Annotated in this window: 18 protein-coding genes; 6 read left to right on the top strand and 12 right to left on the bottom strand. The window is 72.7% G+C overall.

Annotated features, from left to right (window positions below):
* Positions 1 to 27: 27 nt before the first annotated feature.
* Together pyk and DN051_RS28395 are read right to left on the bottom strand one after the other, a co-directional pair.
* Positions 28 to 1,458, bottom strand: a complete 1,431-nt coding sequence (gene pyk / locus DN051_RS28400) for a pyruvate kinase (RefSeq protein WP_112439762.1) — start codon at positions 1,456 to 1,458, stop codon at positions 28 to 30.
* A 182-nt stretch (positions 1,459 to 1,640) separates the two neighbouring features.
* Positions 1,641 to 2,363, bottom strand: coding sequence for an SIMPL domain-containing protein (locus DN051_RS28395; RefSeq protein WP_112439761.1), 723 nt, complete (start codon positions 2,361 to 2,363; stop codon positions 1,641 to 1,643).
* A gap of 164 nt (positions 2,364 to 2,527) precedes the next feature.
* Here DN051_RS28395 and DN051_RS28390 point away from each other — a divergent pair, with 164 nt between their 5' ends.
* Positions 2,528 to 4,330: a bifunctional metallophosphatase/5'-nucleotidase gene (locus DN051_RS28390; RefSeq protein WP_053758019.1), complete on the top strand. Its 1,803-nt coding sequence runs from the start codon at positions 2,528 to 2,530 to the stop codon at positions 4,328 to 4,330.
* 40 nt (positions 4,331 to 4,370) lie between these two features.
* Here the strand turns inward: DN051_RS28390 and DN051_RS28385 are convergent, their stop codons facing one another.
* The 7 genes from DN051_RS28385 to DN051_RS28355 form a co-directional block, all read right to left on the bottom strand.
* Complete coding sequence (locus DN051_RS28385; RefSeq protein WP_112439760.1) at positions 4,371 to 5,798, bottom strand: lysine N(6)-hydroxylase/L-ornithine N(5)-oxygenase family protein; 1,428 nt, start codon at positions 5,796 to 5,798, stop codon at positions 4,371 to 4,373.
* The gene (locus DN051_RS28380; RefSeq protein ID WP_112439759.1) at positions 5,795 to 7,153 is read right to left on the bottom strand and encodes a pyridoxal phosphate-dependent decarboxylase family protein; all 1,359 of its coding nucleotides are present in this window, start codon (positions 7,151 to 7,153) and stop codon (positions 5,795 to 5,797) included. The genes DN051_RS28385 and DN051_RS28380 overlap by 4 nt, the downstream gene beginning before the upstream one ends.
* Before the next feature lie 129 nt (positions 7,154 to 7,282).
* The gene (gene pepN, locus DN051_RS28375) at positions 7,283 to 9,775 is read right to left on the bottom strand and encodes an aminopeptidase N (RefSeq protein ID WP_053764126.1); all 2,493 of its coding nucleotides are present in this window, start codon (positions 9,773 to 9,775) and stop codon (positions 7,283 to 7,285) included.
* 185 nt (positions 9,776 to 9,960) lie between these two features.
* Positions 9,961 to 10,533: a response regulator gene (locus DN051_RS28370; protein ID WP_112439758.1), complete on the bottom strand. Its 573-nt coding sequence runs from the start codon at positions 10,531 to 10,533 to the stop codon at positions 9,961 to 9,963.
* Between the two features lie 112 nt (positions 10,534 to 10,645).
* Positions 10,646 to 11,023: a chorismate mutase gene (locus DN051_RS28365; RefSeq protein WP_112439757.1), complete on the bottom strand. Its 378-nt coding sequence runs from the start codon at positions 11,021 to 11,023 to the stop codon at positions 10,646 to 10,648.
* 60 nt (positions 11,024 to 11,083) lie between these two features.
* The gene (locus tag DN051_RS28360; RefSeq protein WP_053764125.1) at positions 11,084 to 11,524 is read right to left on the bottom strand and encodes a GNAT family N-acetyltransferase; all 441 of its coding nucleotides are present in this window, start codon (positions 11,522 to 11,524) and stop codon (positions 11,084 to 11,086) included.
* 299 nt (positions 11,525 to 11,823) lie between these two features.
* On the bottom strand, positions 11,824 to 12,618 hold the full coding sequence (locus tag DN051_RS28355; protein WP_079002173.1) for a S1 family peptidase: 795 nt from the start codon (positions 12,616 to 12,618) through the stop codon (positions 11,824 to 11,826).
* Between the two features lie 163 nt (positions 12,619 to 12,781).
* Here DN051_RS28355 and DN051_RS28350 point away from each other — a divergent pair, with 163 nt between their 5' ends.
* Positions 12,782 to 13,678, top strand: coding sequence for a hypothetical protein (locus tag DN051_RS28350; RefSeq protein WP_053764110.1), 897 nt, complete (start codon positions 12,782 to 12,784; stop codon positions 13,676 to 13,678).
* A 76-nt stretch (positions 13,679 to 13,754) separates the two neighbouring features.
* Here the strand turns inward: DN051_RS28350 and DN051_RS28345 are convergent, their stop codons facing one another.
* Positions 13,755 to 14,669, bottom strand: coding sequence for an SDR family oxidoreductase (locus DN051_RS28345; RefSeq protein WP_112439756.1), 915 nt, complete (start codon positions 14,667 to 14,669; stop codon positions 13,755 to 13,757).
* A gap of 1 nt (position 14,670) precedes the next feature.
* The gene (locus tag DN051_RS28340; RefSeq protein WP_112442482.1) at positions 14,671 to 15,405 is read right to left on the bottom strand and encodes an SDR family oxidoreductase; all 735 of its coding nucleotides are present in this window, start codon (positions 15,403 to 15,405) and stop codon (positions 14,671 to 14,673) included.
* 226 nt (positions 15,406 to 15,631) lie between these two features.
* Here DN051_RS28340 and DN051_RS28330 point away from each other — a divergent pair, with 226 nt between their 5' ends.
* The 4 genes from DN051_RS28330 to DN051_RS28315 are packed head-to-tail and all read left to right on the top strand — an operon-like array spanning position 15,632 to position 19,018.
* Positions 15,632 to 16,378 (top strand): enoyl-CoA hydratase family protein, encoded by a 747-nt coding sequence (locus tag DN051_RS28330; protein WP_112439755.1) that lies wholly within the window; start codon positions 15,632 to 15,634, stop codon positions 16,376 to 16,378.
* Complete coding sequence (locus DN051_RS28325) at positions 16,375 to 17,223, top strand: CoA transferase subunit A (protein WP_112439754.1); 849 nt, start codon at positions 16,375 to 16,377, stop codon at positions 17,221 to 17,223. Before DN051_RS28330 ends, DN051_RS28325 begins: the two co-directional genes overlap by 4 nt.
* Complete coding sequence (locus DN051_RS28320) at positions 17,220 to 17,963, top strand: CoA-transferase subunit beta (RefSeq protein WP_112439753.1); 744 nt, start codon at positions 17,220 to 17,222, stop codon at positions 17,961 to 17,963. Before DN051_RS28325 ends, DN051_RS28320 begins: the two co-directional genes overlap by 4 nt.
* Complete coding sequence (locus tag DN051_RS28315) at positions 17,963 to 19,018, top strand: NAD(P)H-dependent flavin oxidoreductase (RefSeq protein ID WP_112439752.1); 1,056 nt, start codon at positions 17,963 to 17,965, stop codon at positions 19,016 to 19,018. The genes DN051_RS28320 and DN051_RS28315 overlap by 1 nt, the downstream gene beginning before the upstream one ends.
* Before the next feature lie 240 nt (positions 19,019 to 19,258).
* Here the strand turns inward: DN051_RS28315 and DN051_RS28310 are convergent, their stop codons facing one another.
* Positions 19,259 to 20,416, bottom strand: a complete 1,158-nt coding sequence (locus tag DN051_RS28310) for an acetyl-CoA C-acetyltransferase (RefSeq protein ID WP_053764104.1) — start codon at positions 20,414 to 20,416, stop codon at positions 19,259 to 19,261.
* Positions 20,417 to 20,434 lie beyond the last annotated feature (18 nt).

The raw sequence follows: 20,434 nt of genomic DNA, 5'->3' as shown, positions 1-20,434 counted from the left end.
CCGAAGGACCCCGATCGAGACCGTCGGCTACGTCGTGCTCTCGCCGATGTGGTGGACGCGGACCATGTTCGTGGTGCCGGGCACTCCGGGGGGTGAGCCCGCGGTGATGACCACGGTGTCGCCCCTCTGGCAGCGGCCGTACTTGGTCAGGAGGTCGTCCACCTGGTGGACCATCGCGTCGGTGGAGTCCACGTAGGGACCGAGGAAGGTCTCCGCTCCCCAGGTCAGGCTCAGTTGCGAGCGTGTCCCCTGCTCCGAGGTGAAGGCGAGGAGGGGGATGGGCGAGCGGTAGCGGGACAGGCGGCGGGCCGTGTCGCCGGACTGGGTGAAGGCGACCAGGAACTTCGCGCCGAGGAAGTCGCCCATCTCGGCGGCGGCGCGGGCGACGGCGCCGCCCTGGGTGCGGGGCTTGTTGCGTTCGGTGAGCGGCGGGAGGCCCTTGGCCAGGATGTCCTCCTCGGCCGCCTCGACGATCTTGGCCATGGTCCGGACGGTCTCGACGGGGTGTTTGCCGACGCTCGTCTCGCCGGAGAGCATCACGGCGTCGGTGCCGTCGATGACGGCGTTGGCGACGTCGCTGGCCTCGGCGCGGGTGGGGCGGGAGTTGTCGATCATCGAGTCGAGCATCTGGGTGGCGACGATGACCGGTTTGGCGTTGCGCCGGGCGAGCTTGATCGCGCGCTTCTGGACGATGGGGACCTGCTCCAGGGGCATTTCGACGCCGAGGTCGCCGCGGGCCACCATGATGCCGTCGAAGGCGGCGACGATGTCGTCGATGGCGTCGACGGCCTGGGGCTTCTCGACCTTGGCGATGACCGGGAGGCGGCGGCCCTCCTCGGCCATGATGCGGTGGACGTCCCTGATGTCGCGGCCGCTGCGGACGAAGGACAGGGCGATGACGTCGAATCCGGTACGCAGGGCCCAGCGCAGGTCGGACTGGTCCTTGACGGACAGCGCGGGGACGGAGACGGCGACGCCGGGCAGGTTGAGGCCCTTGTGGTCGGAGACGATGCCGCCTTCTACGACCTTGGTGTGGACGCGGGGTCCGTCGACGTCGGTGACTTGCAGGCAGACTTTGCCGTCGTCGACGAGGATGCGTTCGCCGGGGGTGACGTCGGCGGCGAGGCCTTCGTAGGTGGTTCCGCAGGAGTGGCGGTCGCCTTCGGCGCCGTCTTCGACGGTGATGGTGAAGGTGTCGCCGCGTTCAAGGAGTACGGGGCCTTCGGTGAATCTGCCGAGGCGGATCTTCGGGCCTTGAAGGTCGGCGAGGACACCGACGCTTCGGCCTGTTTCGTCGGCGGCTTTGCGGACGTGCTGGTAGCGCTCCTCGTGCTCGGCGTAGGTGCCGTGGCTGAGGTTGAATCGGGCGACGTCCATTCCGGCTTCGACCAGGGCTTTGATCTGGTCGTACGAGTCGGTGGCGGGGCCCAGAGTACAGACGATCTTTGCTCGGCGCATGATTCGAGCCTAGGCCTTACCGGTGGGTAGAGAATTGGTCGGGCGTGACTACTCAACAACCTTTGCGTGAAGGGGTGTTGACAAGTGTTGAATTGTGCGGTGGGGCGCTCCGATGAGCATTTCGGCGCCCTCGCGCATTTTCGGCGGTGATTTCGCCCCGGGGCGGATATTCGAAATGGCGGTCACAGCCGGGGCGGCACCATCGTGAATCGGGCGTTGACCTGGGCGTACACATGTTGTCGCTGGGGTTCCAGGTCGAGGGGTGCGGCGGTGGTGTCCTCGGCGGTGGCGGCGTAGGCCATGGAGCGCATCCGGCCGGTCTGGGCGGCGGGGAAGGGCTGGGGGCCTTCGGCTCCGAGGTCGGCGAGTTCGACGAGGGCGGCGAGGGTGGTGCCGAGGGCTTCGGCGTACTCGCGGGCGCGCTGTACGGCGTCGTGGACGGCTTGCCGGCGTGCCTGCCGGTGGGCGGGTGAGTCGGGGCGCAGGGTCCACCAGGGGCCGTCGACGCGGGTGAGGTCGAGGTCGGCGAGTCGGGTGGTGAGTTCGCCGAGGGCGGTGAAGTCGGTCAGCTCGGCGGTGATGTGGACGCGGCCGTGGTAGCTGCGGACGCGTTCGCCGCGGCCGTGTCCGGTGAGTTCGGGGGTGATGGAGAAGGCGCCGGTCTCGATGTGTTCGACGGCTTCGCCGTAGGACTTGACGAGGTCGAGGGCGGTGGTGTTGCGCTGGGTGAGGTCGTCGAGGGTGGAGCGCCGGTCGCGGCCGCGGGCGGTGACGACGATGCCGATGCGGGCGATCTCGGGGTCGACCTCGAGGTGGGCTTCGCCGCGGACGGCGAGGCGGGGGGCGTCGGGGGTGCCGTGGGGGGCGGCGGGCGGGCGGGGTTCGTCGGCGGTGGGTGAGGTCATGCGTTCCACTGTGTCAGCGGGGGGTGTGCCGTGGCCCGTTCGGTGGGCGGTTCGGGTCATCGGATCGAAATGCGGCGGGACTGTTGCGTGTGGTCATGTCCGGGTCAGAATCTACGCACGCTGTCTACGCGCGTCATCGATGCGTCGCCGGAGGAGATCACGACATGCCGCTGAACCGCCGCAAGTTCCTGAAGGAGTCCGCCGTGACCGGAGCGGGGGTGGCGGTCGCCGGGGCGGCGGCCCCGGCGGCGCAGGCTGTCGGGGGAAGCCGCCGGCCGAGGCCGGCGAAGCGGTACGCGCTCACCGTGATGGGCACCACCGACCTGCACGGACGCGTCTTCAACTGGGACTACTTCAAGGACGCGGAGTACTCCGACGCCCAGGGCAACGCGCAGGGGCTGGCCCGGATCTCCACGCTGGTCGACCAGGTGCGCCGGGAGAAGGGCCGCCGCAACACGCTGCTGCTGGACGCGGGCGACACGATCCAGGGCACCCCGCTGACGTACTACTACGCCAAGGTCGACCCGATCACCGCCGAGGGCGGTCCCGTGCACCCGATGGCGCAGGCGATGAACGCGATCGGCTACGACGCGGTGGCGCTCGGCAACCACGAGTTCAACTACGGCATCGAGACACTGCGCAGGTTCGAGGAGCAGTGCGACTTCCCGCTGCTCGGCGCGAACGCGGTCGACGCGCGGACGCTGCGGCCGGCTTTCCCGCCGTACTTCATGAAGACCTTCCGGGTGCCGGGCGGGCCGCCGGTGAAGGTGGCGGTGCTGGGGCTGACGAACCCGGGAATCGCGATCTGGGACAAGGCGTACGTGCAGGGCAGGCTGGCTTTCCCGGGGCTCGAGGAGCAGGCGGCGAAGTGGGTGCCGAAGCTGCGGTCGATGGGTGCGGACGTGGTGGTGGTCTCCGCGCACAGCGGCTCGTCCGGCACGTCGTCGTACGGTGACCAGCTGCCGTACGTCGAGAACGCGGCGGCGCTGGTCGCGCAGCGGGTGCCGGGGATCGACGCGATCCTGGTCGGCCACGCGCACGTGGAGATCGAGGAGCTGCTGGTCACCAACGAGCGGACCGGCCGGACGGTGGTCCTTTCGGAGCCGCTGTGCTACGCCGAGCGGCTGACGCTGTTCGACTTCGAGCTGGTGCTGGAGCGGGGCGGGTGGCGGGTCGAGTCGGTGCGGGCGTCGCTGCGCGACTCCAGCACGGTCGAGGACGATCCGAGGATCACCGGGCTGCTGTCGGACGAGCACCGGAAGGTCGTGGAGTACGTCAACCAGGTCGTCGGTACCGCGACGCAGACCCTGACGACCGTCGAGGCCCGCTGCACGGACGCGCCGATCATCGATCTGATCACGAAGGTGCAGGAGGACGTGGTCAGGGCGGCGCTGGCGGGCACGGAGCACGCGTCGCTGCCGGTGATCGCGCAGGCGTCGCCGTTCTCCCGCACCTCGCAGATCCCCGCGGGCGAGGTGACCGTCCGGGACCTGTCGAGTCTGTACGTGTACGACAACACGCTGGTCGCCAAGGTGCTGACGGGTGCGCAGCTGCGGGCGTATCTGGAGTACTCGGCGGAGTACTTCGTGCGGACGGCGCCGGACGCGGTGGTCGACGTGGACGCGCTGACCAACGCGGGGGGCCGTCCGGACTACAACTACGACTATGTGTCGGGTGTGTCGTACGAGATCGACATCGCCCGGCCGGCGGGTTCGCGGATCGTGAACCTGGCCTACGGCGGCGCTCCGCTGGACGATGCCGGGCGGTTCGTGTTCGCGGTGAACAACTACCGGGCCAACGGCGGCGGTGCCTTCCCGCACGTGGCGTCCGCGCAGGAGCTGTGGTCGGAGTCGACGGAGATCCGCACCCGGATCACGGAGTGGGTGACGGCGAAGGGTGTGCTGGACCCGAAGGACTTCGCCTCGGTGGGCTGGCGGCTGACCCGCGACGGGACCCCGGTGTTCTAGTGCCGCGGGAGTAGAGCACCGGGGTGCCGTGCGGTGCGGCTCAGATCCCGTCCGCCAGGGGGGTGAGCGTCCTCGGCCGGCGTGCGGACGGGAGCTGGGACGGGTGCTGTTCCAGGCCGAAGGTGGTGAACGCGGTGCGGTGCGGCAGGGGGTAGGGCTGCTTGCCGGTCAGCGCGTTGAGGATGGTGGCGCTGCGCCAGGCGGCGAGGCCGAGGTCGGGGGTGCCGACGCCGTGGGTGTGCAGTTCGGTGTTCTGGACGTGGATCGAGCCGGTGACGGAGGGGTCGAGGAGGAGGCGGAACTCCTCGTCGAGGCGGGGCCGGTCGTGGCTGTCGCGGCGCAGGTAGGGGTCGAGGCCGGCGAGGAGGCGGGTGAGGGGGCGTTCACGGTAGCCGGTGGCGAGGACGACGGCGTCGGTGGTGAGCCGGGAGCGGGTGCCCTGCTGGGTGTGTTCCACGTGGAGTTCGATCTTGGAGGTGGCGATGCGGCCGGCGGTGCGGACGCGGACGCCGGGGGTGAGGACCGCGTCGGGCCAGCCGCCGTGCAGGGTGCGGCGGTAGAGCTCGTCGTGGACGGCGGCGATGGTGCCGGCGTCGATGCCCTTGTGGAGCTGCCACTGCGCGGTGACCAGTGTGTCGCGGACGGGTTCGGCGAGCGCGTGGAAGTAGCGCGTGTAGTCGGGGGTGAAGTGCTCCAGGCCGAGTTTGGAGTACTCCATCGGCGCGAAGGACTCGGTGCGGCCGAGCCAGTGCAGTTGCTCGCGGCCGTGCGGGCGGTGGCGCAGCAGGTCGAGGAAGATCTCGGCGCCGGACTGTCCTGAGCCGATGACGGTGACGTGTTCGGCGGCGAGCAGGGTGTCGCGGTGGGCGAGGTAGTCGGCGGCGTGGAGCACGGGTACGCCGGGTGCGTCGACGAGGGGGCGCAGGGGGTCGGGGACGTGGGGTTCGGTGCCGATGCCGAGGACGACGTTCCTGGTGTGTGTCCGGCCGAGGGACTCGGCTTCTCCGTCGGCGTCGAGGCGGGTGAAGTCGACTTCGAAGACGTCGCGTTCGGGGTTCCAGCGGACGGCGTCGACCTGGTGGCGGAAGTGGAGTCCGGGGAGGTTCTCGGCGACCCAGCGGCAGTAGGCGTCGTACTCGGCGCGCTGGATGTGGAACTGCTGGGCGAAGTAGAACGGGAAGAGGCGGTCCCGGGTCTTGAGGTAGTTGAGGAAGGACCAGGGGCTGGCGGGGTCGGCGAGGGTGACGAGGTCGGCGAGGAACGGCACCTGGATGGTGGCGCCGTCGATGAGCAGTCCGGGGTGCCAGTCGAAGGTGGGGCGCTGTTCGTAGAAGACGGCGTCGAGTTCGGCGAGGGGGTGCGCGAGGGCGGCGAGGGAGAGGTTGAAGGGGCCGATGCCGATGCCGACCAGGTCGCGGGGGGCCTGGGTCTCGTCGTGCGGGGTGTGGGGGATGGCGGGGCGGGTCATCGGGGGGTGTTTCCTTCCACCAGTTCGAGGAGGGCGGCCAGGTCTTCGGGCCTGGTGCGGGGGTTGAGGAGGGTGGCCTTGAGCCAGAGCCGTCCGTCCAGCCGGGCCCGGCCGAGGACGGCGTGGCCGTCGGTGAGGAGCCGGCGGCGCACGGCGGCCACGGTGTCGTCGGTGGCGTCGGCGGGGCGGAACAGGACGGTGCTGATGGTGGGCCGGTCGTGGAGTTCGAAGGCGGGGTGGGTGTCGACGAGGCGGGCGAACTCGCGGGCGGTCGCGCAGACCTGGTCGACGAGGGCGGCGAGTCCGTCGCGGCCGAGCGTCCTGAGCGTGACGGCGATCTTGAGGATGTCCGCGCGGCGGGTGGTGCGCAGGGAGCGGCCGAGCAGGTCGGGCAGTCCGGCTTCGGTGTCGTCGGCGGCGTTGAGGTAGTCGGCGCGCTGGTGCAGGACGGTGAGGTCGTGGGCGTCCCGGACGGTGAGCAGGCCGGCGGCGATCGGCTGCCAGCCGAGTTTGTGCAGGTCGAGGGTGACGGTGTCGGCGGCTTCGAGGCCGGCGAGTGCGGCGCGGTGGCGGGTGCTGAACAGGAGTCCGCCGCCGTAGGCGGCGTCGATGTGCAGTCGGGCGCCGTGGGCGCGGCAGCGGTCGGCGATCTCGGGCAGCGGGTCAATCAGTCCGGCGTCGGTGGTGCCGGCGGTGGCGGCGACGAGGAGGGGGCCGGGCAGGTCGGTGAGGGCCTCGTCGAGGGCGGCGGGGTCGAGGGTGCCGGCGGGGGCGGGCAGTACGACGGGGTCGGGCAGGCCCAGCAGCCAGGCGGCGCGGCCGAGGGAGTGGTGGGCGTTCTCGGCGTGGACGAGCCGTAGGCCGGCGCCGCGGGTCTCGCGGGCCAGCAGCAGGGCGAGCTGGTTGGACTCGGTGCCGCCGGTGGTGACGAGGGCGTCGGCGGCGCCGGCCTCGCGGGCGAGGGCGCCGGTCACCAGGGTCTCCAGCGCGGTGGCGGCCGGGGCCTGGTCCCAGGAGTCGAGGGAGGGGTTGAGGACGTTCGCGGCGAGGTCGGCGGCGGTGGCGACGGCGAGGGGCGGGCAGTGCAGGTGGGCGGCGCACCGGGGGTCCGCGGGGTCGGCGGCGCCCTGTGCGAAGGCGCGGACGAGGACGTGCAGGGCGTGCCGGTCGCCCTTGTCGGGCAGGACGTCGCCGAGGGCCTCCCGGATCCGTTCGGTGACGGCGTCGGGTCCGCCCGCGGGCAGCGGTCCGCCGCGTGCCCGTGCGCCCTGCTGGAGGGCGTCTAGGACGGTGTCCAGCAACGGCCCCAGCGCGCCGGGGCCTTCGGGGCCTGAGGCGAGGGGCGGCGTGCGCATGCTTCCAGCTTGTACGCGAACGGGCCCGGGCGTCGGAAAGGTCCGGGGAGCAGCACCCGAAAGGGGGTACGGGGGTGGCGTCGGGTGGCGGAGCCGGGTCCGCCACCCGTGCCGTGGGGGCGGCGGCCGTTACGCCTGCCGCACCCGCAGGGCCCGTGCCAGATCGTCCAGTTGGTCGACCAGTTTGCGGCGCAGGGCCGGGATCGGGCCGCCGTCGCGCAGGCACTCCTCGCCCGTGCGCAGGGTCTCGGTGTCGACGGCGTGCACGGGGAAGGCCCAGCGGCCCGCGGCCTCGGCGATGGCGGGGCCGCGGCGGGCGGCCACGGCCACCGCGTCCTCGAAGTAGCGCGGTACGTACTTCCGGACGAGATCGGCCTGTTCGGGCTGCCAGAAGCCGCGGGCGGTGGCGGTGAACAGGTAGTTCGACAGGTCGTCGGTGGTGAACATCGCTTCCCAGGCGGCGCGCTTGGCCTCCGGGTCGGGCAGTGCGGCACGGCAGCGGGCGGCGCCCTCCTGGCCGGTGGCGCTGGGGTCGCGCCGCAGTTCGGCGGCGACGGCGGCCTCGTCGACGGCGCCGAGGACGGCGAGCCGGCCGAGGACCCGCCAGCGCAGCTCGGGGTCGAGTTCGGGCCCGCCGGGGACGGTCCCCTCGGCGAGCCAGGCCGCGATGGTGTCGGGGTGGGCGGCGACGTCGATGTAGTGGCGCACGGCGAGCAGCCGCAGGCCCGGGTTGTCGCCGTCCTCGGTGCGGCGCAGCAGGTCGCGGCAGAGGGCGGAGAGGGTGGCCAGGGCTGCGGGGCGCTCGTCGGGGGCGAGGTAGCGGTCGGCGACCTGGGTGATGGCGAAGCCGAGGACTCCCTGGACGAGGGCGAGGTCCGTCTCGCGCGGCAGGTGGGCGCGGGCGATCTCCAGATGGGTCGCGGGCGGGAGTTCGCCGTCGCGGACCGCGTCGCGCAGCGCGTTCCACACGACCGCGCGGGTGAGGGGTTCGGGCAGGCCGGACAGCGCGGCGCGGACGGTGCGGAAGGACTCCGGGTCGAAGCGGACCTTCGCGTAGGTGAGGTCGCCGTCGTTGAGCACCAGCAGCGCGGGGCGCTTGCCGATGGGGTGGCTGTCGGTCTGCGGGACGTCGAGGTCCAGGCGCCGGCGCAGGGTGAGGCGGCCCTCGTCGGTGACGTCCTGGTCGTAGAGGCCGACGGCGATGCGGTGCGGGCGGCTGCCGGTGTGCTCGACGGTGAGGGCGCAGGTGCCGTGGTCGCCGTTGGTGATGCGCGGGGTGAGGGTGTCGACGCCGGTGGTGCGCAGCCAGGCGTCGGCCCAGGCGTGGACGTCGCGGTCGGTGGCGCCGGCCAGGGAGTCGATGAAGTCGGCGAGGGTGGCGTTGCCGAAGCGGTGCCGGGTGAAGTGGGTGTTGATGCCGGCCAGGAAGTCCTTCTCGCCGAGCCAGGCGACGAGTTGGCGCAGGGCGGAGGCGCCCTTGGCGTAGGAGATGCCGTCGAAGTTGAGCAGGGCGGCGGCGGTGTCGTCGACGGCTTCGGGGGCGACGGGGTGGGTGGAGGGGCGCTGGTCGGCGTCGTAGCCCCAGCCCTTGCGGACGACGCCGAAGTCGGTCCAGGTGTCCGTGAAGCGGGTCGCCTCGGTGAGGGTCTGGTAGCCCATGTACTCGGCGAAGGACTCGTTCAGCCAGATGTCGTCCCACCACTTGAGGGTGACCAGGTCGCCGAACCACATGTGGGCCATCTCGTGCGCGATGACCATCGCGCGGGTCTGCCGTTCGGTGTCGGTGACGGCGGAGCGGTAGACGAACTCGTCGCGGAAGGTGACCAGGCCGGGGTTCTCCATGGCGCCCGCGTTGAACTCGGGGACGAACGCCTGGTCGTAGGAGTCGAAGGGGTACGGCTCCTCGAACTTCTCGTGGTACCGGTCGTAGCACTGCCGGGTGATCTCCAGGATCTCGTCGGCGTCCGCGTCCAGGTGGGGGGCGAGGGAGCGGCGGCAGTGGATGCCGAAGGGCAGGCCGCGGTGCTCGGTGCGCACGGAGTGCCAGGGACCGGCGGCGACGGCGACGAGGTAGGTCGAGATCAGCGGGGTGGGCGCGGCCTTCCAGCGGCCCTCGCCGAGGTGCTCGGTGACGCCGTTGGCGAGGACGGTCCAGCCCTCGGGGGCCCTGACCGACAGTTCGAAGACGGCCTTGAGGTCGGGCTGGTCGAAGGCGGCGAACACCCGCTGGACGTCATCCATGAACAGCTGGGTGTAGACGTAGGTCTCGCCGTCGGTGGGGTCGGTGAAGCGGTGCATGCCCTCGCCGGTGTGCGAGTAGCGCATGACGGCGTCGACGCGCAGTTCGTGCTCGCCGGCGCCGAGGTTCCGCAGCGGCAGCCGGTTCCCGTCCAGGGTCTCCGGGTCCAGGGGCTGTCCGTCGAGGGTGACCGAGCGCAACTCGGCGGGCTTGAGCTCGACGAAGGTGTCCGTGACGTCGTGGTCCGCGAGGACGGTGAACCTGATCACGGTGAGGGAGCCGAAGGTCTCGTCCCCGGTCGTCAGATCGAGGTCGATCGTGTACCGGCGGACGTCGAGGAGCTTGGCACGGGTCTGCGCTTCGTCGCGCATGAGTACGGACATGAGGGCCATGCTGCCCGATACCCCTGGCGGCGGGACAGGGGAGGCGGCCATGACCCGGCGCACCGGGCCCGGCTCCGGTGCGCCGCACGTGCGCCGGGGGCGCCGCGACGCGGACGGGAGCGGCCCGACGGGCCCGGCGTACGTGTCCGGCCGCACGGTGGCGGCGGGGGCCGTAGGGCACAGTGCTACGTCGCGTCCTGCGCGGGCGTGGCGGCGGGGGCCTCGCGCTGGCCGGGGACCCGGGCGCCGGGACGGGGCGGGTCCGGGGCCGCGCTGCCGCCGGGCCGGTTCGGGGCCGTGCGGTCGCGGGGCGGCTCCGGGCGGGACCCGATCAGGGCGCGCAGTTCGCGCACCTCCCGCTCCAGCGCCAGATGGCGCTGGTGGGCGTCGTAGAGGTAGCGGACCTTGGTGCGCAGCGCCCAGGGGTCGACGGGTTTGAGGACGAGGTCGGCGACGCCGAGCGCGAAGGCGGCGGAGGTCAGTTCGTGGTCGGGGCCGAAGCCGGTGAGCAGGACGACCGGGATGTGCTGGGTCTGCTCCAGGCGGCGCAGATAGCGCACCACCTCCAGACCGCCGACGCCGGGCATGTGCACATCGAGCAGCAGGAGGCCGACCTGGCCGCGGAGCACGTGTTTGAGGGCCTCGTCGCCGCCGGTGGCGCGGCCCAGCCGGTATCCGAGCGGGGCCAGCGCGCTCTCCAGGGCGTAGAGGGTGTCCTCGTGGTCGTCGACGATGAGGATCTTGGCGTCCGGCGGCATGCCCGACCTCCCTCCCGCGTGGACGACCAGACCGTGCCCGAGCCGCTGACGGGGAGTGCTCGGCGGCTGACAAGGAGTGCACAGCGCAGCATGCCCGGTGCGGGCGCCGCTGTCACTCCCGCGTGCCGTCCAGTGGAGGTCGATCGGCCGCGGGCGGTGTGCTGTTCCCGGTGTCCTCGGCGATGCTCTCGTGGTGCCGGATGACCTCGGCGATGATGAAGTTGAGGAACTTCTCGGCGAAAGCGGGGTCGAGTTTGGCGCTCTCGGCGAGAGAGCGCAGCCGGGCGATCTGCCGTGCCTCGCGGGCCGGGTCGGCGGGCGGCAGCCGGTGCTCGGCCTTGAGGTGTCCGACCTGCTGGGTGGCCTTGAAGCGCTCGGCGAGCATGTGGACGACGGCGGCGTCGATGTTGTCGATGCTGTCGCGCAGCCGGGCGAGCTCCTCGCCCACGGCCGGGTCGACGTCACCGCTGGCGGTGTTGCTGGTGGTCATGGGCGCCCACCCTACGGTGCGGCGGATGCGCGCCCGGGCGGGGCGGTGTGCGCGGCCGGTTCAGGATCCGATGGTCTTGTGCAGGTAGACGTCCTCGTGTCCGCCGGGGACGCCGGGGACCCGCCCGGTCTCGCGGAAGCCGAGCCCGACGTAGAAGTCCGGGGCCTGGAAGGTGTACGAGGAGACGATCAGGTCCGTGCAGCCGCGGCGCACGGCCTCGTCCTCGGCGGCCGTCATCAGCCTGCTCCCCCAGCCGGCGTGCCGCTGGTCCGCACGCACCCACAGCAGTTCGACGCCGGCGAGGGTGCCCCAGATCCATCCGGTCAGTCCGCCGACCAGGTCACCGGTGGTGTCGGTGACGCGCACGGAGATGTCCTCGGGGCGCTCGGTGCGGGTCGCCGCGGCGTTGAAGGCGGTGAGTTCCGCTTCGAGCCGGTCCTCGAGGGCCTCGTCCCTGCCGCCGACCGTCAGCGCGGCGGCGGGGCGCTGTTCGCTGGTCACGGCGTGGATTCTGCCAGCGCGGCCGGTGGACGACGACCGGGACATCCCGCGCGTCGGCCGCTCCGGCGCGACAAACCCGCTCGACCGCCGGGGGCGGACGCGCGGCGTCGCGCCTGCCCGGCCGGGCGGCTACACGCGGTTCGGCCGGAAACGGCCGCCCGAAACGGACGACCGTCGTCCCCCCGACTCGGTGCCTCACGGCACCCGGACGGCCGCCCGTCGGACGGGCCGCCGGCGTGCGGTTCCCGGACCGCCGCGGTACGGCGTCCGGTGTGCCGCTCCCGTTCGCGACAACCGCACTACAGTGCGGACGCCGCCCGGGCTATGTCGCTCGCGAAGTGGCTGACCTGGGTGTAGACGCCGGGCACGCCGGTGCGCGCGCAGCCGTCGCCCCAGCTGACGATGCCGACCTGGATCCACTTGCCGGCGTCGTCCTTGCGGAACATGGGGCCGCCGGAGTCACCCTGGCAGGTGTCGATGCCGCCGCTCTGGTAGCCGGCGCACAGTTCCTCCTTCGCCACCAGCCGGTTGCCGTAGTGCCACTTGCAGGTGCGGTCGCTGACGAACGGCACGGAGGCCTTCTGGAGCTTGGTCGTTCCGGTGCCCGCGCCCTCCTTCGTGTCGCCCCAGCCGGCGATGGTGAACATGCCGCGGTCGTAGCGGTTGGTGGTGGCGATCTTCAGCGTGGGCCTGTCGATGGGCTTGGCCAGCTTGATCAGCGCCCAGTCCTTGCCCGTGCCGTCGTAGCCCGGCGCGACCTTGACCTTGGTCGACTTGACCTTGATCGCGGCGGAGGAGCCGAGGTCGGCGACACCGGCGGTGACGGTGATGCGGGTGTTGTTGCCGGAGCCGTCCATGCAGTGGGCGGCGGTCAGGACCACGTCCTTCTTGTAGAGCGCCCCGCCGCAGCCCATGGAGAGGTGGACCATGAAGGGGAACTCGTTCTGTGCGGCGGGCTTTCCGCCGATGACCCGCGTGTCGGCGGCGTGCGCGGAGACCGGCTGGAGGCTGGCGACCGCGAGGGCGACGGCTCCGGCCGCCGCGGCTCGTTTCGCCAGGGTCGCACCGTTTCTTCTCGTCGCTTTTTGCGTCAACGTACTTCCCTTCGTGACGGATTGGGCGGCTCGCAGTATGAAGATCGGGCGGCGTTCATGACAAGGGCAGAGGTCACGCCCCGGCCGCGGAACCCGCCCGGCGAAAATCCGCTCTCCCCCTCGTAGAGTGGAGTCGGGTTCAAGGCGTCTCGGGGGTGAGGGCGTGGCGAACGACGGACCGGTCGAGCACGGCTACCCGCACCTGGAGACGGTGCGGGCGGCGATCACGGCCCTGTACAAGCGGCTGTCCTACGACACCGTCCGGACGTTCGAGATCAGCGTGGCGCCCGCCGACGTGGCGTTCTGCGACACCGACGACCTGTATCTCGGCGCGCAGCGGGTGGCCCGCGAACTGGTGCGGCACTACCGGCTGCCGGACGCCCGTCTGATCGTCAGCTTCCGGGAGATGAAGCACGCGGCGAACGTCGAACTCGCCGCGGGCCCCGAGTACTTCGTGGAACTGAACGACCGCTTCCGCACCCACCGCCGGGACATCGGCGCGGCGCTGGCGCACGAGGTGATGCACGTGTACCTGCACCGCCTGGGCCTGTCCTTCCCCGGCACGCGGGACAACGAGATCCTCACGGACACGGCGACGACGTACCTGGGCGCGGGCTGGCTGCTGCTGGACGCCTACCGGGAGGACGCGGCGTCCAGCCAGAAGCTCGGCTATCTGACACCGGAGGAGTTCGGGTACGTCCTGGCCAAACGGGCCCTGGTGTTCGGCGAGGACCCGTCGACGTGGTTCACCAGCCCGCAGGCGTACACGGCGTTCGTGTCCGGCCGGGACCTGGCGCGGCGGGACGAGCAGCAGCCGCCGCTGACGGGCGCCGGCTGGGCGGGCCGCCGCCGCTACGCCCGGGACCGCAGGCACGCCCAGGACGGCCCCGCCCCGGTGGCGGCGCCGAGCACGCCGTACGACTTCTCACCGGACGCGCACGGGCCGCTGCGGGTGTCGTTCCCCTGTCCGACATGCCACCAGCGGATCAGGGTGCCGGTGCGCGGTCGGATGCGGGCCCGGTGCGCGCTGTGCCGGACGGTGCTGGAGTGCGACACGTAGGGGTCGGGGTGCCTGCGGGGCGTGGAGCGCGGTGGGGCCGTCAGGGCTGTGCGGCTGTTTCGGCGCAGGCTCGTGATCAGTGTCCCCGGCTGCCGTACACCGGCCCCGGAGGCCGGGCCCCGGCGAGCAGTTCGCCGACCACCGCGTCCAGTTCGGCCGGCGCCCAGCGTGCCGACTTGTCCACCGAGGGACCGGGCCGCCACCCCTCCATCACCGCGATCCGGCCGCCCTCGACCTCGAAGACCTGTCCGGTGACCCCCTCGCCGGCGGCCGAACCGAGCCAGACGACCAGGGGCGAGACGTTCCGCGGGGCCATGGCGTCGAATCCGTCGTCGGGTGCCGCCATGGCCGTCGCGAAGGTGCGCTCCGTCATACGGGTGCGCGCGGCCGGCGCGATGGCGTTGACCTGCACTCCGTACCGCCCCAGCTCCGCCGCCGCGACCAGCGTCAGCGCCACGATCCCGGCCTTGGCGGCACTGTAGTTGCCCTGTCCCACGGAGCCGAGCAGTCCGGCGCCGCTGCTCGTGTGGACGACCCGGGCGACCGGGGTCCGCCCTGCCCGGGTCTCGGCCCGCCAGTGCGCGGCCGCGTGCTTCAGCGGCAGGAAGTGGCCCTTGAGGTGGACGCGCACGACGGCGTCCCAGTCGTCCTCGTCGAGGTTGACCAGCATCCGGTCGCGCAGGAATCCGGCGTTGTTGACGAGGGTGTCGAGCCGGCCGTACGTCTCCAGCGCCACCCGGATCAGGGACGCCGCGCCCTCGCCGGTGGCGATGTCCCCGGCGTGCGCGACGGCCTCGCCGCCTGCCGCCCGGATCTCCGCGACCACGCGCGTGGCGGGGCTTTCGGCATCCCGCGCCCCGTCCAGGGCGACACCGAGGTCGTTGACCACGACCCGCGCGCCCTCGGCGGCGAAGGCGAGCGCGTGGGCCCGGCCGAGCCCCCGCCCCGCTCCGGTGACGACGACGACCCGTCCCTCGCAGAATCCGCTCATCTCAGTCCTCCTTCCGGGCGGTCGCCGCGTCCAGGAACGCGGGCCGCTCCCCTCCGCCGTGCACGAGCAGACTCGCCCCGCTGACGTAGCGGGCGGCGTCGGAGGCGAGGAAGACCGCGGCCGACCCGACGTCGGACGGTTCGGCGAGCCGCCCCAGCGGCACCGTCCGCGACACCGCGGCGATCCCCTCCGCACCCCCGTAGTGGAGGTGGGACGACTCCGTGCGCACCATCCCGACCACCAGCGTGTTGACCCGCACGTCCGGCGCCCACTCGACGGCCATCGAGCGGGCGAGGCTCTCCAGTCCCGCCTTGGCGGCGCCGTACGCGGCCGACCCCGGGGACGGGCGGCCGCCGCTGACGCTGCCGATCATCACCACGGATCCCCGGGCGCGGGCGAGGTGCTCGTGGGCGGCGAGCGTCGCGGTGAGCGGGACGAGGAGGTTCAGCTCGACCACGCGCGCGTGCCGCTCGGCGTCCACGTCGGTGAGCAGCCGGTGGGGTGTGCCGCCCGCGTTGTTGACGAGGACGTCGAGCCGGGGCAGCGCGGCGAAGAACTCCGCGACGGCCGGCCGGTCGCGCAGGTCGAGGGGCACGAACCGGCAGCCCTCGACCGGGTTCTCTGCCGGTCTGCGCGCGCAGACGACGACGTCGGCGCCCGCCTCGACGAAGGCCCGCGCGATGCCGGCGCCGACCCCTCGGGTGCCACCGGTGACGACGACGGTCCGGCCGGACAGAGGCGGACGCCGGACGTCCGCGGCGTGGTCGGCGGCTTCGGCGCGCGCGGCGTCATCGGCGCGCGCGGCGTCATCGGCGTGCGCGGCGTCATCGGCGTGCGCGGCGTCATCGGTGTTCTCCACAAGGAGTGCTTCGTCCACAGGGGCTCCCACCGTCGAACGACGACTGCTAGCTTCGAAGCCTCGCACCTAACAAATGTTTGGTGGAAAGGTAGCTGATGCGCCCATGGGTGTCTCCACCTCGTCCCCGGAAAAGGGGATTTCCGTCGTCACGGTCGACTTCCCGCCAGTGAACGCACTGCCGGTCGCCGGGTGGTACGCCCTGGCCGGCGCCGTGCGCGCGGCCGGCCGGGACCCCGAGGTGCGCTGTGTCGTGCTGGCGGCGCGGGGGCGGGGCTTCAACGCCGGCGTGGACATCAAGGAGATACAGGCGCGCGGCGACAGCGCCCTGCTGGGCGCCAACTCCGGCTGCGCGGAGGCCTTCGCCGCGGTGTACGAGTGCGAGACCCCCGTCGTGGCGGCGGTGCAGGGCTTCTGTCTCGGGGGCGGCATCGGCCTGGTGGGGAACGCGGACGCGATCGTGGCGAGCGAGGACGCCACCTTCGGTCTGCCCGAGCTGGACCGGGGCGCCCTCGGCGCGGCCACCCACCTGGCCCGTCTGGTCCCCCAGCACCTGATGCGCACCCTGTACTACACCTCGCGCACGGCGACCGCGGCCGAGCTGCACGCGCACGGCTCGGTGTGGCGGGTGGTGCCCCGCGAGGAACTCCACGGGGCGGCACTGGAGTTGGCCCGCGAGATCGCCGCCAAGGACGGCCGGCTGCTGCGCCTGGCCAAGGCCGCCATCAACGGCATCGACCCCGTCGACGTGCGCCGCAGCTACCGGTTCGAGCAGGGCTTCACCTTCGAGGCGAGCCTCAGCGGCGTGGCCGACCGGGTCCGCGGCGGCTTCGGAAAGGACGGACCCGAGTGAGCGACAAGACGACGACCGCCGACGAGGCGGTCTCCCGGCTGGCGAGCGGCATGACCCTCGGCATCGGCGGCTGGGGATCGCGGCGCAAACCGATGGCGCTGGTCAGAGCACTGCTGCGGACCGGCATCACGGATCTCACGGTGGTCTCCTACGGCGGCCCGGACGTCGGCATGCTCGCCGCGGCGGGCCGGATCCGCCGGCTGGTCACCGCCTTCGTGACGCTCGACTCGATCCCGCTCGAACCGCACTACCGCGCGGCCCGCGAGCGCGGGGCCTTCGAGCTCATGGAGATCGACGAGGCGATGTTCCTGTGGGGGCTGCACGCCGCGGCGAACCGGATGCCGTTCCTGCCGGTGCGGGCCGGCATCGGCTCGGACGTCATGCGGGTCAACCCCGCGCTGCGCACGGTGACCTCCCCGTACGAGGACGGCGAGACGTTCGTGGCCGTGCCCGCCCTGCGCATGGACGCGGCCCTCGTCCACGTCAACCGCGCCGACCGCCGGGGCAACGGGCAGTACCTGGGCCCCGACCCGTACTTCGACGACCTGTTCTGCGAGGCGGCCGACCGGGCGATCGTCTCCTGCGAGCGGATCGTGGACACGGCCGAGCTGACGAAGGACGCCGCGCCGCAGACGCTGCTCGTGGCGCGCCACACGGTGGCCGCCGTCGTCGAAGCCCCCAACGGCGCCCACTTCACCTCCTGCGCACCCGACCACCCGAGGGACGAGGCCTTCCAGCAGCACTACGCGAGCACGCCCTGGGCGGAGTTCGCCGACCGTTTCCTCGCCGGTGACGAGCAGGCGTACCGATCCGCCGTCCGCGCCTGGCACGGGGAGCGGCCATGACCGCGTCCACGGCTTCGCCCACCCGCGCCGAGTACTGCGTGATCGCCTGCGCGGAGGTCTGGCGCGGCGCGGGCGAGATCCTGGCGAGTCCGATGGGGCCGATCCCCTCCATCGGTGCCCGGCTCGCCCGCCGCACCTTCGCCCCCGACCTGCTGCTGACCGACGGCGAGGCGACGCTGGTGGACGCCGACGGCACCCCGGAGGGCTGGCTGCCCTACCGCCGGCATCTGACCTGGGTCACCGGCGGCCGACGGCACGTGATGATGGGCGCGAGCCAGCTCGACCGCCAGGGCAACCAGAACATCTCCTGCATCGGTGACTGGGCGAGACCGGCGCGGCAACTGCTCGGGGTGCGCGGGGCGCCGGTCAACACCCTGAACAACCCGACGAGTTACTGGATCCCGCGGCACTCGCGGCGGGTGTTCGTCGAGCGCGTCGACATGGTGTGCGGGGTCGGGTACGACCGGGCCGCCGAGCACCCGGCCACGGCCCGCTTCCACCGGCTGGCCCGGGTCGTGTCGGATCTCGGCGTCTTCGACTTCGCCACGCCGGACCACTCGATGCGGGTGGTCACGCTGCACCCGGGGGTGACGGCCGACCAGGTGCGGGAGGCGACGGGCTTCGAGCTGACCGTCCCGCCCGAGGTGCCGCCGACCCGCACACCCACCCCGGAGGAGCTGCGCCTGATCCGCGAGGTGATCGACCCGGCGAACGTCCGGGACCGGGAGGTGCGGAGCTGATGGAGACGGCACTCACCCGGCTGGTCGGCGTACGGCACCCCGTCGTGCAGACCGGCATGGGCTGGGTGGCCGGGCCGCGCCTGGTCTCGGCGGCGGCGAACGCGGGCGCGCTGGGCATCCTGGCGTCGGCGACGATGACGCCCGATCAGCTGCGCGCGGCGATCCGCGAGGTGCGCTCCCGCACCACGGCGCCGTTCGGGGTCAACCTGCGCGCCGACGCGGGGGACGCGGCCGACCGGGTACGGATCATGATCGACGAGGGTGTCCGGGTCGCCTCCTTCGCCCTCGCCCCCTCCCGGGAGCTGATCGACGCGCTCAAGGAGGCGGGCACGGTGGTGATGCCGTCCGTCGGCGCGCGGCGCCATGCCGAGAAGGTCGCGGCGTGGGGCGCCGACGCGGTGATCGTGCAGGGCGGTGAGGGGGGCGGGCACACCGGCGAGGTGGCCACCACGGTCCTGCTGCCGCAGGTCGTGGACGCCGTGGACATACCGGTCGTGGCGGCGGGCGGCTTCTTCGACGGCCGGGGCCTGGTCGCGGCGCTGGCGTACGGGGCGGCGGGTGTCGCCATGGGCACCCGGTTCCTGCTGACGTCGGACTCGCCGGTGCCGGACGCGGTCAAGGCGCGGTACCTGGCGGCGACGGTCAGGGACGTCACGGTCACCCGCGCGGTGGACGGCCTGCCGCACCGCATGCTGCGTACGGAGCTGGTCGACGAGCTGGAGCGGTCCGGCCGCGCGGCGGCGCTGCTCCGCGCCGTGCGCAGAGCGGCCGGCTTCCGGAAGCTGTCCGGGCTGACCTGGCACCGGATGATCGCGGACGGACGGGCGCTGCGGCACGGCAAGGATCTGACGTGGAGCCAGGTCCTGCTCGCCGCGAACACACCGATGCTGCTCAAGGCGTCGATGGTGGACGGCCGGACCGACGTCGGCGTCATGGCGTCCGGGCAGGTCGCCGGGGTCATCGACGACCTGCCGTCGTGCGCGGAGCTGGTGACGGGGGTGATGGCCCAGGCGGAGGCGATCCTCGGCACGCTGCCGGCCCGCGACCGCGGATAGCGGCTCCGGGGAGGGGCCGCGGCACTTCACCCCGGCGACAGGGGCCCGGGTTCGGGCCGCGGTGGCCGGGGGCCTTGTCCCCTCCCGGCCACGCGGCCGCACCACGCCACCACACCGCGCCGCCGCACCACGCCCCGCCACCACACCCCGCCACCACACCGCGCCGCCGCACCACGCCCCGCCACCACACCGCACCACGCCGCCGCGCCGTCTACCCGTGCCCGGGTGCGCCCCCGCCCCTCACAGCCGCTCGATGATCGTCACGTTGGCCTGTCCCCCGCCCTCGCACATCGTCTGCAGGCCGAACCGTCCCCCGGTGCGCTCCAGTTCGTGCAGCAGGGTCGTCATCAGCTTGACGCCGGTGGCGCCCAGGGGATGTCCGAGGGCGATGGCGCCGCCGTTGACGTTGACCTTCGCCGGGTCGGCGCCCGTCTCCTTGAGCCAGGCCAGGACGACCGGCGCGAAGGCCTCGTTGATCTCGACGAGGTCGATGGCGTCGATGGTCAGGCCGGTCTTCTTCAGGGCATGGGCGGTGGCCGGTATGGGCGCGGTGAGCATACGGATCGGGTCCTCGCCGCGGACCGAGAGGTGGTGGACGCGGGCGCGCGGGGTCAGCCCGTGCTCGCGCACCGCCCGCTCCGAGGCCAGCAGCATCGCCGCGGCGCCGTCGGAGACCTGCGAGGAGCAGGCGGCCGTGACGGTGCCGCCGTCGATGACCGGCTTCAGCGCGGCCATCCTCTCCAGCGAGGTGTCCCGCCGGGGGCCCTCGTCGACGGCCATGTCCCCGTACGGCACGGTCTCCCGGGTGAACCGGCCCTCGTCGATCGCCCGCACCGCCTTCCGGTGCGAGGAGAGCGCGAACTCCTCCTGTTCGGACCGGCCGATCCCCCACTTCGCGGCGATCATCTCGGCGCCGGCGAACTGGTTGACGGCCCGGTTCCCGTACCGCGCCCGCCATCCCTCGCTGCCGGCGAAGGGACCCTCGGTGAAGCCCAGCGGCTGGGCGGCCTGCCGGGTCGCGTAGGCGATCGGGATCTGCGACATGTTCTGCACGCCGCCGGCGACCACCAGGTCCTGCGTACCGGACAGCACGCCCTGCGCGGCGAAGTGCACGGCCTGCTGGGAGGATCCGCACTGCCGGTCCACCGTCACCCCCGGCACCTCCTCGGGCAGCCCGGCGGCCAGCCAGCAGGTCCGTGCGATGTCCCCGGCCTGGGGTCCGACGGTGTCCAGGCAGCCGAGAACGACGTCCTCGACCGCCGCCGGGTCGACCCCGGACCGCTGGATCAGCGCCTTGAGCGCGTGCGCGCCGAGATCGGCCGGATGGACCGCGCTCAGTCCTCCCCCGCGCCGCCCCACGGGCGTGCGGACCGCTTCGACGATGTAGGCCTCGGCCATGGCAACTCCCTCACGGAA

The sequence above is a fragment of the Streptomyces cadmiisoli genome (assembly GCF_003261055.1).
Lineage (GTDB): Bacteria > Actinomycetota > Actinomycetes > Streptomycetales > Streptomycetaceae > Streptomyces > Streptomyces cadmiisoli.
Note: the sequence above shows the minus strand (reverse complement) of the source record. Positions and strands in the feature narration are given on the sequence as shown.

Coding starts and splice junctions, on each gene's coding strand:
- pyk (WP_112439762.1), bottom strand. CDS start 1,458: ATGCGCCGAGCAAAGATCGTCTGTACTCTGGGCCCCGCCACCGACTCG.
- DN051_RS28395 (WP_112439761.1), bottom strand. CDS start 2,363: ATGACCTCACCCACCGCCGACGAACCCCGCCCGCCCGCCGCCCCCCAC.
- DN051_RS28390 (WP_053758019.1), top strand. CDS start 2,528: ATGCCGCTGAACCGCCGCAAGTTCCTGAAGGAGTCCGCCGTGACCGGA.
- DN051_RS28385 (WP_112439760.1), bottom strand. CDS start 5,798: ATGACCCGCCCCGCCATCCCCCACACCCCGCACGACGAGACCCAGGCC.
- DN051_RS28380 (WP_112439759.1), bottom strand. CDS start 7,153: ATGCGCACGCCGCCCCTCGCCTCAGGCCCCGAAGGCCCCGGCGCGCTG.
- pepN (WP_053764126.1), bottom strand. CDS start 9,775: ATGTCCGTACTCATGCGCGACGAAGCGCAGACCCGTGCCAAGCTCCTC.
- DN051_RS28370 (WP_112439758.1), bottom strand. CDS start 10,533: ATGCCGCCGGACGCCAAGATCCTCATCGTCGACGACCACGAGGACACC.
- DN051_RS28365 (WP_112439757.1), bottom strand. CDS start 11,023: ATGACCACCAGCAACACCGCCAGCGGTGACGTCGACCCGGCCGTGGGC.
- DN051_RS28345 (WP_112439756.1), bottom strand. CDS start 14,669: ATGAGCGGATTCTGCGAGGGACGGGTCGTCGTCGTCACCGGAGCGGGG.
- DN051_RS28330 (WP_112439755.1), top strand. CDS start 15,632: ATGGGTGTCTCCACCTCGTCCCCGGAAAAGGGGATTTCCGTCGTCACG.
- DN051_RS28320 (WP_112439753.1), top strand. CDS start 17,220: ATGACCGCGTCCACGGCTTCGCCCACCCGCGCCGAGTACTGCGTGATC.
- DN051_RS28315 (WP_112439752.1), top strand. CDS start 17,963: ATGGAGACGGCACTCACCCGGCTGGTCGGCGTACGGCACCCCGTCGTG.
- DN051_RS28310 (WP_053764104.1), bottom strand. CDS start 20,416: ATGGCCGAGGCCTACATCGTCGAAGCGGTCCGCACGCCCGTGGGGCGG.